Raw genomic sequence first — 13,835 nt, 5'->3', positions numbered from 1 at the left:
ATATCTATCTATTTACATCATTGATTATCCCATTGTTGCTGTCCGCTGCATGAAAGTTTTTTTTATAAGCCTACTGCATATATATAACTGCTCCACCATTGCCAGATAGCTTTAATTCAAACGATCCATCTTTATCAAATGTAGTGCTGGAGCATTTGCTATTTTTACCGCCATCGTCGCTGATAACAAGCGCCTTTTTTTCAGCCATCATTGGAAGCTTTATATCCAGTTTTTTTGCCTCACTGTCTCCATTCACCGCGGCGATATACCATTTGATGCCCTTTCTTCTAGCAATGATGCAAAACTTGCCCGGATAGCCATCAATTAATTTCGTCTCATCCCATACAGTGGGAACTACTTTAAGGAAATCAAATAGATAGGCCGGCTTTTCTTTCAAATTTTCCGGTGTAATGCCCCAGTGTTGTATAGCAGAAAAGAAAAGTACAGCAGTTGCCATTTCAAAGGCATCCGTAGTTTTTCGGATGGTCCCCTTATTTGGATCCCTATTTAACCGATCGTTTAAAAAAACCGGCCCGAAGTCCATAGAAGCTACAGCATTTCTGGTAAAGGGATATATGGTTGCCGTTTGCGCATAATGGTCAGCAAAATCCTGGCTAAATACCAAATTTTCAGAAGCCATTACTGATTCGCTGGTTGCAAAACCTGCATACATACGTTCCCAACCCCGAGGTAAAGTAGTTCCATGGAAATTTACGCTCAGGCCATATCTCTCTGCATCCATCAGAATATCGTGATAAAGTTTCATTGTCAATTGCTTATCACCGCCAAAAAAATCTATCTTCATTCCTTTAACCCCTATCTTTTGCAGCCATTGCATCTCTTTTTCTCTAGCACTGCCAGTGTTCATCAAATTTTTAGGCGTTTGTGGTGCATTATTCCATTCTCCATTTGAATTGTACCACAATAATATGCCGACATTTTTCCCCTTAGCATAATTTACAAGTTCAACCATCTTTTCTCGTCCAATCTGCTTATCCCATAGCGCATCGATGAGCACATATTCACATTTTAGAGTAGCTGCAAGGTCGATATAAGCTATCTGATCGCTATAGTTACAACTCGCATCCTGCCAGACTATCCAACTCCATGTTGCCCTGCCAGGGTTAAAGACTTTTGTTCGGGATGTAAGTGGCTTAACCACATCTGTAGATACTGTAGATTCAACTATAGCATTTAGTTTCGTGCTTAGGGTTATTGTTTTCCAAGATGTCTGTAGTGGTAATTTGCCATTCACCTTCTGCGAGCCGACTCCTCGATTTTCACTCGCCTGGGGAAATGAAACATGATAAATTCCATTTTTTGAGTCGCTTATTCTAGTCCCGAGGTAATTTTCTCCAACACCTGTCTCCGAAATCATCACCCAACCTTTATTACCCAGATGAAAAAGTGCTGGGTAAGTATAACCGAGATCATATTTAGATTTGGTATTGATCGGCTCTTCTATGGTATATTTTTCTTCATAAGAGGGCTTCGTGTTTTCCCAGCCACTTCCTGCGGGCGCTTGTGGTGTTAGAAAAGTTGTCGTTCCGTTTGGCAACTTAAAACCAGTTGCTTCGGCCTCAATCGTACAATCTACTTTCCCATTGACTCTTTTTGGAAGATAATAACTGAAAGCGACATCTTGATTCGCAATTCTAAAAATAATCTTAATGGCATTCTTTTTTTCGTTAGTCAGCCAACAAGTGAGTTGGGTAGCACTATAGTTAACCCTGCTCACCTTTGAATGAACCAAATTGTAACTCTCCTTAATTTGCTTCACCTGATGGCTTATGATTTTAAGACCTTTGGTAAAATCTCCGACTGAAGTAATTAAACCTAAGGGAGAATTGGATATAAAATTTACGCCTTGATATGAGATTTGGTAAGATGGTTTTCCTTTTGTTACTTGAAATTCCAGTCTGACTTTGTGGTCTGGGCTAGTTTGAACAATCTTTTCCTGAGCCTGAGAGGCTTGTAGTGCAAATATCAAATTGAAAATCAGTACTAATTGCCACCTCGAATAAAACGGGGTTTCCAGCAGCGTTAGAATATTTTTTATAGATTTCAGCCTATTACTTTTATTGGTTAGCAGCATTGAATGTAATTAAAATGGTATGATTGAGATTCCAATTAACAAGGTATTTTCTGGTAATGGTTTTAATTATTTTATTCTTTGTTTAGCAGTTGCAATATCCTCGAAAAGTTTAATGGACTAAAATATCTGTTTTAGGATAATTTATTTTTTCCATCTGTAGATGATTGGATTGGAGAACAGCATGGTTTGCAAGGCGAGATAATTTCGAAAACCTTCGAAAGTATTAAACAGTGGTGTTGATTGTGACCAGCCTGCCAGAAATCTAAATCGATGAGTGGATTTGCCTTTACCTTCCTTAAATTTGACAAGATAACTGTCCTTTACATCTATGCCGTTTTTCCCAACACTATCGATAGCGGATATTTCTTGGGTATCTGTTATTATCGCCAGTCCAAGGTTATCATGGTTTTCACTTTGTTTGCCCATTGTGAATATCGCGGTTTTGTCACCTCTGCTGATCTGGTTTAACATCAAACTATAAAGATTTGCAAATCCTGTAACCAGACCGGCTGATTTTGCAGTGGGATCAAGACTAACTTCACTTTGGTAAAAATACTGACCACCCCAAATAGTGATACACTCGGTAAGGGAAACCGACGGAAATCCAGGTGCAAAACTCCAATTTGGATATTTTAATTCAAATTTTGCTCTTATAGGACCATCACAAATCTGTCGATATAGAACTTTCCCCATATTTTTCCCACCCAACCGAATAAGGGAGTCTTTTCCATCGGGCAACCTCAGGTTTAGCGCTAAGGCACCGGCACTTAAAGACGAGCCAACTTTATAGATGTCCATTCCCCAGTTCGCAGGTTCATGGTAACTGACCTTCGGATCTCTCCCAACACTATCCATCATCATTACCGGGGTTTTCTTGCCCCAAATATCTTTTCCATTTCGATTATCCAAGTAGAGGCGAAAACCTACTTTGTCATTTTCCCATGCTGGCCCTTCGGTAAGCATTCCCGGTAACTTCACTCTGCTGAAATCAGTATTAGGGGTGTTTTCAGGGATAGAGTCAAACTTAAGATTCTTTCCAAAACGGTTGTGTTCATCTTTTCTCATTTGTCGGACATGGGCTTTAATATTTCCCTGACCGAATGGAAATTTATGAGAATTAATTATAGCCATGCGGCTTTGGTTTACTTTAAAATCGCAAAGAAAAACTGCTTCGTCCCATTTCCCATCCATATTCAAATCATCATACTGCAATTGGACATCTTTACCATTGATCAAAATGCTCAAGTAAGGTTTTTGCGAACTAAGTATAGCCGATACATCTTTCCTTTTGATGATGATTAATTCATCGCTTCGGTTCGTATTTGTACGATTAGTCAGACTCAGTTTTAACTGTGCATCTGCATGATAGGATAGCAATCCTATCAATAGAGAAAATAGTATTCTTTTGACCATCATACCGGCAAGACATTAGCGTTCCTGTAATACCCCATCCCAATCATTGCTGCATCTTCCCATAATTTTGAAGGATAGACCGGAACGAAAACGCCGAGTTTAACCAGTTTGGAATTTAAATCGCTTAGAAAAATATGATGAGATTTGGAAATATTCCCACCTAGTACTATGGCTTCAGGAATTTCCAAAGAAACGTAATTAGCTAAAAAGCTACTGAAGTTTGTTGTAAATTCATCTATAATCGACTGAGAAATTGGATCAGAAAAATGTCGGTCAAAGATCGGTTTCGCATCGGCAATATCGCTACCTGTGAGCTCCTTGTACCTGGATACAAACCATCGCGTGGATAAATAGTCCTCGGCAATACCATCTTTAAATTTAGATACACCTAAATTACAATCACTGGTATTACCTAAATGGTGAATTGCTGAACCTAGTCCTGTACCTAAGGTAATCCCAAAACTCTTTTGAACATGGCGGACAGCTCCACAATTGGCTTCGCCATGTAAAAAAGCCTCTGCATCATTCCTGAAAAGAATATCCTTTTCAGCTACATTTAGCTTAGCGGCCAAATAGCTCATTACATTAAATTTATATAAGGCTTCGAGTTTGTTCATTTGGGTTATCAGAGAAATTCCATTCTTATAATCAAAGGGTCCGGGCATAGCAATACCTATTCTAACTCCACCGGGAGAAGGCGTTACATGGCTCATTACTTGGCGGATATTAGATATCCAAGAATCCAAAATATCTTGAGCTTGTCCATGTGTATTCACGCTCGTACGGCAATAGGATGATTTGACTGCGCAGTTTCTCTGTAAATCTATGATTGAAGCGGTAATATGCGATCCTCCGACATCTACCCCTATAAAAATTTTCATGTTTGGTTCCAAGTTCCTAGTTGTTTTTAACATGGACACAAAACTTATCATTCTATACTCATAATTTTGATATTACTTTTTTTTAAGCGGTCAAAAAAAAGAGAGGGCCAGGGCATCCGCCCTGACCATTCTCGCTGTCATCATCTACGAATATGTAGTTTCTTAAATCGGTAATCAGTTTATTTATTTAATTTAGAGATCTTATCTGCCAACACCAAAGCATCGTAAGCATTAACAATACCACCTGTCCTGCAGAGTTCAGTCATTGCAACCATTTTACCACCTGATTGTGGTTTTTTTACAGGAAAGCTGATTCTGGTGACGGACTGTTCAATAATGCTTTTTAATTGTTGGGCTGTTAAACTAGGATAATAACTTTTAATCAGTGCTGCCAAGCCTGTCACTACCGGAGCAGCCATACTCGTTCCTGAAAGTGCTTTATATTTGTTGTCTGGCATAGTTGAATAGATTAATTGGCCTGGCGCGAATACATCTACCGTGTTCTTTCCATAATTACTAAAAGGAGCGATCAAACTTTTTTCACCGGGCCCACTAGCACCAACGGTTATTATATTGGATGCACGTTTGTTTCCTTTGGTAAAAAATGGAGTTGGATATTGAGGTATACTATCGATATCGATAGCGTTATTTCCCGCCGCGAAGATCAACAATACACCTTTTTTCTCGGCATATCTGATGGCATCCTCTACCATTTTTCGCTCAGGAGATACCTTTTTACCAAAACTCATGTTAATAATCTTTGCACCATTATCAACGGCATATCTAATACCGAGTGCTACATCCTTGTCGTATTCATCTCCCTCTGAAACCACACGAACGCCCATTATTTGCACGGCGTCTGCTATGCCGTCCATGCCAAGGCCATTACCCCGCACTGCTCCGATAATGCCAGCAACATGGGTACCATGAAAATATGGACTTCCAATAAGATTTGAATTCCCATAATAACGATTTTTCATGTTAGTTTGATCGTCTTTAACTTGCTGTCCCCGATAATCAATAGGAGCGATAGTATCTGCCTTTTTTAACAGTTTTTTGCTTAATGCCCATGACCTGTAATGTCGCCTTTCCTTCTTCTTTACCTGCATTTCATTGGAAAGCCCTTCAAATTGTTTTCTATATCGGTAGTAGACTCGCTGATAATCTTCACTCTCCTTTGTTACCTGCCCATTTGGACCACCAAGAAAGTTCCATCCAAATACGTCACCCTTATATCCGTTGCCATCCATATCTCGCCCTGCGCCCAAAACCTCTTTGGTATTCCGCCATAAACTTGCCTTTAAATCTTCCTGTAAAGTATCGATACCACCGTCGAGTACACAAACCACTACAGGTTTTGGAGTCTTCCCTTTTAAAACTTGACCATAAGCTTTGTTTACACTGATGCCGTAAACACTATCTGCGTCTTTTGATAGCATATGCCAGTTTTGTGGCAATTTCTGTGCAAATCCAAGAGCAGGAAGCATGTAAACAGCCATTGCAATTATTTTTTTCATTTTATATATTTTAGTGTTTAATTTTTATACCTGTATCGTTCGATCATCATTTTTGCAATTCTATTATGGTGTAACCTGAACATCAACAATTGCGGACCTGCAGTTTGCAAATTCAATCGAATTTCATCGTTGACATGTTTAAATACATGAAACAATCATACAATTAGAATTTGTAATAAGAAGATCAGGGTATCCACCCTGACCATTCTTCATTAACGTCACCTATGACTATCTTTTACCACTTATAGTAATTAACATTTCGCTTGGAATCAACGGATAATATAAAATCCGACATTACCTGCCCCCCTTCACGCTTTATAAAATCAACGTCCTCCCCATGGGGTTTTTTGTCTAAAATTTTCAATCCGGGAAGCATCATGGCTTTTCTTAAAATATTTTCGCGCCTGATCAACCTTAATTCTTTGATTTGATTGGATTTTCTGTTTTCTGATGCATTTAGTGATATCATCTCAGGTTTGGCTGATAAGGTAGCATCTGTTATGGTTTCAGATGCATATCTTGATAGACCATTTGCATTGAAGCGGTTTTGATGTTTGCTATTTAATTGCGGTATCAAACCTGTAAAATCTTTTATGCGAGTATACTGTGTACCAGCAATTGTATCATACTCGAGTGCGGATTTCTCACTATCCTCACCGTATTGCTTTTCAGGAAATAGGCTTGGTAACAAAACATCAGGTGTCACGCCCAGATGTTGTGTTGAGTTGCCATTTATTCTATAAAACTTACCGATTGTAAGGTTTAGCTGCCCAAATTGTTCCTGCTTATTTTCCGTCACAGCCGATGCATTGTTGATATTGCCAGACTGCTGAGTAGTTTTAGATTTCGCTAGAAGTTGATCAAGATCAATGGTTTGCTGAACGGTTCCCTTGCCATAGGTCTGACTGCCAATAATGATCCCTCTGCCATAATCCTGGATAGCCGCAGCAAAAATTTCAGATGCTGAAGCACTAAAGCGGTTTACCAGAACTCCAAGCGGACCTTCATATTTGATCTGAGGGTTTCTATCGGTTTCGATTTTTACATTTTTTTTCCTGTCTCGGACCTGCACGACAGGTCCTGTCGGGATAAACAGGCCCGTAAGGTCTATGGCTTCAACCAGCGATCCCCCACCGTTTTGCCTTAAATCAATGAGAATGCCGTCCACCTTTTCCGACTTTAGAGAATCTATCAGTAGTGACACATCTCTAGTGGTACTTTTGTAATTTTTGTCCCCGGAATTGAAAGCTTTATAATCAAAATAAAATTGAGGAAGGCTAATTATGCCTATTTTTATCTGCCTTCCATTGGTGTAATATTTCCGGATTTCCTTTTTCGCAGACTGGTCCTCCAATAAAATCTTTTCCCTTATGAGCGTGACAATCTTTGGAATCTCGGTTTCACTTTGCGTGCTGCTGAGAATCTTAAGTTTTACGAAAGTCCCTCTTTTACCTTTAATAAGCGCCACAGCGCGATCTAGCCTCCAACCACGTATATCTTGGAAAGCATCTTCATCGCCTTGGGAAACAGCTGTAATACGGTCCTGAAGATTAACCATCCTACTTTTGAATGCCGGTCCACCAGCGACCATAGATTGAATGGTTAAAAAGCCATTGCGCAAAGAAAGACTTGCCCCGATTCCTTCCAGAGAACGAGACATGCTTACATTATATGCCGCTGCATTTATAGGATTCAAATACGCAGCATGCGGATCTACCGCAGCAATGACTGAATTCATAAATAATTGAAAAGCATCCTGACTATTGAGCTGAGCATCTTGCTTAATAAGATCGCTATACCTTTGTTCGAGTAATTTTTTGTTTGCTTTTTCGTCTTTGCTGGTATTAGAAAGTATCAACAAGTCATATTTAACTCTTTTATGCCAGAGCAATTCCAGTTCCTTAATATCTTTAGGATAAGGCAAGAACTCACGATTTATTATGACACTTTCTTTAATATCAAAGGAGTAGGGTTTGGATAGATCACTAATTGCAAACTGCATTGCGTTATGGAAACGTTCATGGTAGCAATTGAAAATTTTAAAGGCGTTTCCCAAAGCCGCGGACTTCAAATCCTCGTCAAATCCAGTTCTAAATGACTTAAATGATGTAATATCGCTCTGCAAAAAATAGTTGTGCTCAGGATCGAGGGCTTTGACATAGCGATCAAAAATCAACCCGGAAAGTGAATCGTTAAGGGGTAAAGTCTTGTAATTCGCAGTGGTAATCATCTCGGCAACAAGCAGTGTAATTGATTTTTGTTTTTCCTCTGCTTGAAGAGGTTTAAAGTTTTGTCCAACGCTTTTGATCGTTGAACAACTTAATAGAAGGATAATAATTATATATTTCATTTTTTATTTTGTATGGATAATAAATTCTAAATCAAAGTCCCGATGAGCCTAATGAACTATAGCAGGATTCAAATTAGCAAGAGCGAAATTATACCGACATTTATCTAAATTAATCGCTTGTAGCCGGCAATCATGCTGGTTATGTTGATAAGATGTAAATGTGAGTCTTACTTAATTTTTAGTCGCTAATTATTTCAATCCGCTTTAAGAGCCGCATTTATTTGGGCGAGTACATCCAGAAAGTGCATTTTATTAAGTCCTACCATATTTGCTACGCCGCGGCTAATCTGAGCCTTTAATGACGAAAGTTCATTTCTTGCCAGAGCGGATATATCTGAACCCGCAGGGTTAATCGTTCTAGTAAAGAACTGACCACCTGGAGGCTGAACTTGCGAAACAGGAGCTTTCAACAAAGAGGAAAGCATTTGAATATAAGCCTTCTGAAGGTCTCGATCATAAACGCTTGTGCTGGTTCCCTTTAAAAGTGGCTTCCATATGGCAGCATGCAAGGCATTTATCAGTTCCCTTGCAGTATAGGAATTAGGATTGGTTGCTTCCTCATTCAACAATTCTGCAAGGACTGCTGGATTCAGTATCTTGGCTAAAGTTGCTGATTGGATACTTTTTATACTGGTTACTGGATCAATTCCAGCTTTACCTATTAGCGCCTGATTTACTAACCATTTTGGAGTGTCGAAAACCTGTTGAACTAGGAATGTTACTGCTTTCCTTTGAATAGTGGGTGGCACCGCTATAAATACATTTCCAGGTTCATTAACTAATTTGGGAGTATGATAGGTCCCTCCAATGTTTTTGGCAACGTGCCCAATATAACGTTCGAACTGCTTAACCAAATCGCCATACGTAGATTTCGCGTCCTCGTATCCTTTTCCGGGCTCACTTGTCCACTTTATAATATTGGGTACTATTCTTTTAAGATTCATGATACCATAGGTGCTAGCCAACATCGCATCATCGCCAAGATCTTCACTCTGGGAACGCGGATCATATTTCTCGGTTTCGCTACCAAACCATAACCTTTTATTATGGGCAAGCTTATAGGTAACGTAAGCGTTTAAAAAGTTGGATTCAGCGTTTGCCGTTTTATATCTAGGCAACCACCTGTATCCCCACTCTATTGCCCACATATCATAATCACCAATTCTTGGAAATATTCCCTTTTCAGAGATACTGTCTTGCGGCTGGGCAACATAATTGAATCTGGCGTAATCCATAATCGAAGGGGTGTGCCCATGCTCCTCTACCCATTTTTTATTCCTTAGGTTTTCTACAGGAACAGTGGATGATGATCCAAAGTTATGTCTCAGTCCCAAGGTATGGCCAATTTCATGAGAGGATACAAACCTGATGAGTTGTCCCATAAGCTGGTCATCGAATTTCATTTTTCTTGCTTGTGGATCTATGGCTCCCGCTTGGATGATATACCAATCGTGTAGAAGTTTCATTACGTTATGGTACCAATTCACGTGAGTTTCTATAATTTCCCCACTTCGAGGATCATGCACGTGTGGTCCTGATGCATTTGAAACCTCTGAGGGCTTATATACAATCGCATTATGTGTTGCATCTTCGATATCCCAATCCGCATCTTTGGGGATTTCTTTCGCCATGATGGCGTTTTTGAAACCCGCATTCTCAAAGGCCTTTTGCCAATCATTTACACCTTGAATCAAATAAGGTACCCATTTCTTTGGCGTGGAAGGATCAATATAGAAAATAATTGGTTTAGCGGGCTCTACGAGTTCACCTTTGAGGTATTTTTCGACATCTTCTGGCTTAGGCTCCATCTTCCAACGGGTGATCATGGAAACCTGTCTTACCCCTTGAGGATTGAGATCATAATCGGTATAACCCGTCTCAAAATACCCTACGCGAGAATCAAATAAACGTGGCTTCATAGGAACTATTGGTAGCAATACCATAGAGCTATTGAGCTCCATGGTCGCCGCGCCTGCACCGGGCGTGGCATTCGATGCTGCCTGATTTTGGGGAGCTGCTCTGGTATAAGTTTTAATGGTCTTGATTTCGATATTACTGATGAATGATTTGACGCCAACCATGTATGAACGATCCGATAGTAAACCCCCGATTGCTAAATCCCGCTTAGCGCTTGAAGAGAAGAAAAAGATATCGTTGTCACCATTCAAATAATCCTGAACATCGATTACACTGGCGGCGGTATTTCTGATCGAATCCTTGCTGTAAGCTTTAACATCAAAAGAGGCAATGATAGGCTGTAAGGACGAATTAAGAACCGATCTAAATAATCCAGATGTATCGGTCGAGCGATCGCCATAAGAGATACTTTTCAAAAAAATACGGTTTACAGGGCCTTTTTCAAAGCGTATCACATTATCGCCAATTGCATCTCCCGCATATCCTATCATTCCAGTACGAACTCCGGCTGCAGCTTTACTAATCCTATTTACCACAAGGATGTCCCGGCCCAATAGAGAATCGGGAATCTCAAAAAAGTATCGTTCGTCTACATTGTGTACTTTAAAAAAACCAGCAGATGTCTTTGCTTTACTAGTTATCACTTGATTGTAAGGTTTGGGACCGCTTGTTATTGCTTTACCCAGGGTAGTAGCTGCAACATTATTTATTGGCAGCTGTGTACTGGCTGTGGAAGATTTACTTACGGGAAGCTTCTGTGCATTTGCATTAAGGCTTAATAAGCCTATAAGAATACTAAAAAGTATTTTCTTGAACATTGTATAATTCTTAACGATTATGGTTATTTTTAATATAGTTGTAGTTTGTAGCGTAACTTGATTACAAACCAATGAGTGTTATATGACTGCTTTCTATCCTAACACTTTATCAGCAAAAAATAGGCATACCTTCAGGAGATTAGATACCTGAGGCAATACGTCATTGCCGTAGCTGTGATTGACTATTTATAATTTCTATTAAAGATTGACATGCTATTTTTAAGGAAAAGGGGTACCATGGTTCTTGCAATGGAAGAACCATGGTACGTTAAGTTATCGTGATCGCCTTTGAGAGCAAACGCTAGAGCATTCAATATTTTAACTAGCCGTAGAAAATATTTAACTCCCCTTAGCCGCATTACCAATTGCCTGCAGGTCCACTCCATATTCGTTCAGAAAATAATTTCGGACAATCGCGTATCTCTTTTTTATCTGTGCGCTAATGTCTTTAGTACTATTCAAGATGCCAACAGGCGTTGTATCAGTAATTGCAGTAGAGAGATTAAGATTGGCCGTGGAATAGCTCACCATTGCTGTTATATAGGCATTCCAATCTGTTTGTGCAGTTGCACTAGCAAAGGGAGCGATGATCCCACGCCCGTAGGCCTGTGTAGTAGTAGTCATAGTACTGGCATAATTCGCACTATTGGTGAATTCTAAAGTGGGCTCACTCAAACCTCTTGCGATGATGCTTTGTATAAATATCAGGTTGACCTTTGCCAGGAACCGACGGGTTTCGGCTGCAGTCATTGTAGTTACAGAGGCGTCTCCGTAATTGATATCAATATTATCGTAGCTATAATAAGCGCCAATCTTTGTTTTTACTTTATCCGCTCTAAATACTGGGGTATATACATAAGCATTTGATATCGAATCCAGTTGACTGCAGAGTATAATTTTAGTGGGAAGAAATTTCTTTAAAAATTTATCGGTGTAAAAACTAAACCATTTATTTTTAATCAATTCCAATTGAGCGGGTATGTAATTAACATCTGAGGCTGTTACATCGACTCCAGCGGTCCATGGCACGGTTGTAACCGTCTGAACTGGCTTAGTCCACTTGATTGGCGTCCAGTAAACATCCTTATCCGTAAATTTATAAAGCATATACGTACTATATTTATTGTAGTAATCCAATATGGTTTGGTCAAATGCAGCTGTTCCTTGCGGCAGAGTGTAAGTATCGATATCGGACGAAGGAGTTAGTGTTGCTTCGGTTTTCTTACACGAAATGAGTATAAGAGAAGCCGAAAATAAAATCAGGCATGAAATATATGTTCTCATTGTTAATAATGTTAGTAAAATGATTAAACTATCGTGGATTTTGGATTAAGTCATTGTTTGCAACAAAAGCTGTATATGGAATTGGCAGTGCGTATAAAAGACTGTTTGCAGGCAGGGTAAAAGTGCTTTTTGAACCATCGGCCGCTATGTAATCATGCGAAACTGGAACAGACCACCTTTTGATGTCCTGCCATCTGTGCCCCTCTTCAAGGGCAAGCTCTCTCCTACGTTCCCGCTGGTAAAACGTATAAAGGTCTGCGCCATTAGTGATCGAGACTGGTGTGTAGGCAACATTACGGGTATCGTAGCGGTTCGCTCTTAAGTAATTGATATCTGCTAATGCCTGCACACGATCTGCATCATTGCCAGTTTTGACAAAACGCTTAATGAGTGCTTCGGCACGATTAAGGTAGACTTCTGAGAGCCTCAACCCACAAGCCCCAGATGAAGCACTTAAGGTTGCCTTTTGAGATCCGTATGGAAGATATGCTGCACCGATAATATAGGTATCAAAATACATTTGATAGCGCAAATCACCATAATTTTGTGCACTTGGACCACGCTCATAGAGTGAGAGCAATGCTGAGGAAGCTGTGTAAGGCGGAGCGGCAACAGTGGTTGCCAAGAAAGGGTAATAACTTCCCCGGTCTGCTGAAGGATTAATGCCATATATCCAAATAACTTCAGAATTCGAAGGATCGAAGATTCCTTTCAAAGGTGATGCTGGATTATTGACATTGACAAATGTGCTGAGAGCGGTGAGTAAAGGCCGCTCTTGTAAGACGTCGCCCGCAGAGCTAATTACCTTCTCCAAATCGCTGTCCAAGCCTCTATACAAATAAAAACGGCACAATAAGGCATTGGCAGCAACAGATCCAACCCTGTATGCTGTGGGAGGTGTAAAGCTTGCCTTCAATAGAACCTCGGCTTCCAATAAATCCTTTTCAATCGCATCGTATAATTCCTTTAGAGTAGCCCTACTTAATCCCCCATCACGAACCTGGCTGGTGAGGACCAGTGGCACACCTAATGCAGTTTCGGGGTTTACACCCTGGCCACTGTAAGGCAAAGCATAAGTAGTCGCCAGTTTAAAATAATAATAAGATCTCAAAAACAAACACTGTCCTCTAATGCCATCCTTGGCTTGTTGTGAACCACTTACCTTGGACAGATTATCTAAAATTACGTTGCAACCTTTAATCCTCGCATACCAAATCTTATATAAATCTGTACCGGTTGGAAGCGTTTGATTCTCATCAAACATGGTTTTATCAAAGGTAAACTGGGGCGTACCAAGCTTAAAAGGGTTGACATAATTTGCTACCTGATTGCCGTTGGGCGCAGCTAAGCCATTACTTTGAATATCATCGGTGAGCAAATCCAGTCTATCAACAATCTGACTGTAAGGATAGGCTTCGCCATTCATTAAATCGGCTAAATCATTTGTGGTTGAAGGTTTAATTTCATCCTGACTATATTCAGCGAGGAACTTTTTACAAGCGCCAAATGTTATAGTTAATAGTATTAGCGAAAATATAGTAAGTTTTCTCATGTCCATGT

General features: G+C 39.9%; 8 protein-coding genes. All 8 read right to left on the bottom strand.

The features are described 5' to 3' along the window. Positions 1-70 precede the first annotated feature (70 nt). Complete coding sequence (locus AC570I_RS04170) at positions 71-1,990, bottom strand: glycoside hydrolase family 97 protein (protein ID WP_497404473.1); 1,920 nt, start codon at positions 1,988-1,990, stop codon at positions 71-73. A gap of 246 nt (positions 1,991-2,236) precedes the next feature. Then, positions 2,237-3,511 (bottom strand): DUF4861 family protein, encoded by a 1,275-nt coding sequence (locus AC570I_RS04165; protein WP_497404472.1) that lies wholly within the window; start codon positions 3,509-3,511, stop codon positions 2,237-2,239. Continuing rightward, on the bottom strand, positions 3,508-4,389 hold the full coding sequence (locus AC570I_RS04160) for an ROK family protein (RefSeq protein WP_497404471.1): 882 nt from the start codon (positions 4,387-4,389) through the stop codon (positions 3,508-3,510). The genes AC570I_RS04165 and AC570I_RS04160 overlap by 4 nt, the downstream gene beginning before the upstream one ends. A 179-nt stretch (positions 4,390-4,568) precedes the next feature. Further along, entirely contained in the window at positions 4,569-5,906 is a 1,338-nt protein-coding gene (locus AC570I_RS04155; protein WP_497404470.1) for a S8 family peptidase, read from the bottom strand. 235 nt (positions 5,907-6,141) lie between these two features. Further along, positions 6,142-8,256, bottom strand: coding sequence for a carboxy terminal-processing peptidase (locus AC570I_RS04150; protein ID WP_497404469.1), 2,115 nt, complete (start codon positions 8,254-8,256; stop codon positions 6,142-6,144). Between the two features lie 194 nt (positions 8,257-8,450). Then, positions 8,451-10,991, bottom strand: coding sequence for a zinc-dependent metalloprotease (locus AC570I_RS04145; RefSeq protein ID WP_497404468.1), 2,541 nt, complete (start codon positions 10,989-10,991; stop codon positions 8,451-8,453). A gap of 339 nt (positions 10,992-11,330) precedes the next feature. Next, positions 11,331-12,275, bottom strand: coding sequence for a hypothetical protein (locus tag AC570I_RS04140; protein ID WP_497404467.1), 945 nt, complete (start codon positions 12,273-12,275; stop codon positions 11,331-11,333). A gap of 28 nt (positions 12,276-12,303) precedes the next feature. Beyond that, complete coding sequence (locus AC570I_RS04135) at positions 12,304-13,827, bottom strand: RagB/SusD family nutrient uptake outer membrane protein (RefSeq protein ID WP_497404466.1); 1,524 nt, start codon at positions 13,825-13,827, stop codon at positions 12,304-12,306. Positions 13,828-13,835: the final 8 nt, after the last annotated feature.

The organism is Pedobacter sp. A2324, assembly GCF_059693705.1.
This window is presented reverse-complemented; position numbering and strand designations above follow the sequence as displayed.

Bases quoted from the DNA above. Each gene is read 5' to 3' on its own strand.
- AC570I_RS04145 (WP_497404468.1), bottom strand. From the start codon at position 10,991: ATGTTCAAGAAAATACTTTTTAGTATTCTTATAGGCTTATTAAGCCTT.
- AC570I_RS04135 (WP_497404466.1), bottom strand. From the start codon at position 13,827: ATGAGAAAACTTACTATATTTTCGCTAATACTATTAACTATAACATTT.
- AC570I_RS04165 (WP_497404472.1), bottom strand. From the start codon at position 3,511: ATGATGGTCAAAAGAATACTATTTTCTCTATTGATAGGATTGCTATCC.
- AC570I_RS04160 (WP_497404471.1), bottom strand. From the start codon at position 4,389: ATGAAAATTTTTATAGGGGTAGATGTCGGAGGATCGCATATTACCGCT.
- AC570I_RS04140 (WP_497404467.1), bottom strand. From the start codon at position 12,275: ATGAGAACATATATTTCATGCCTGATTTTATTTTCGGCTTCTCTTATA.
- AC570I_RS04150 (WP_497404469.1), bottom strand. From the start codon at position 8,256: ATGAAATATATAATTATTATCCTTCTATTAAGTTGTTCAACGATCAAA.
- AC570I_RS04155 (WP_497404470.1), bottom strand. From the start codon at position 5,906: ATGAAAAAAATAATTGCAATGGCTGTTTACATGCTTCCTGCTCTTGGA.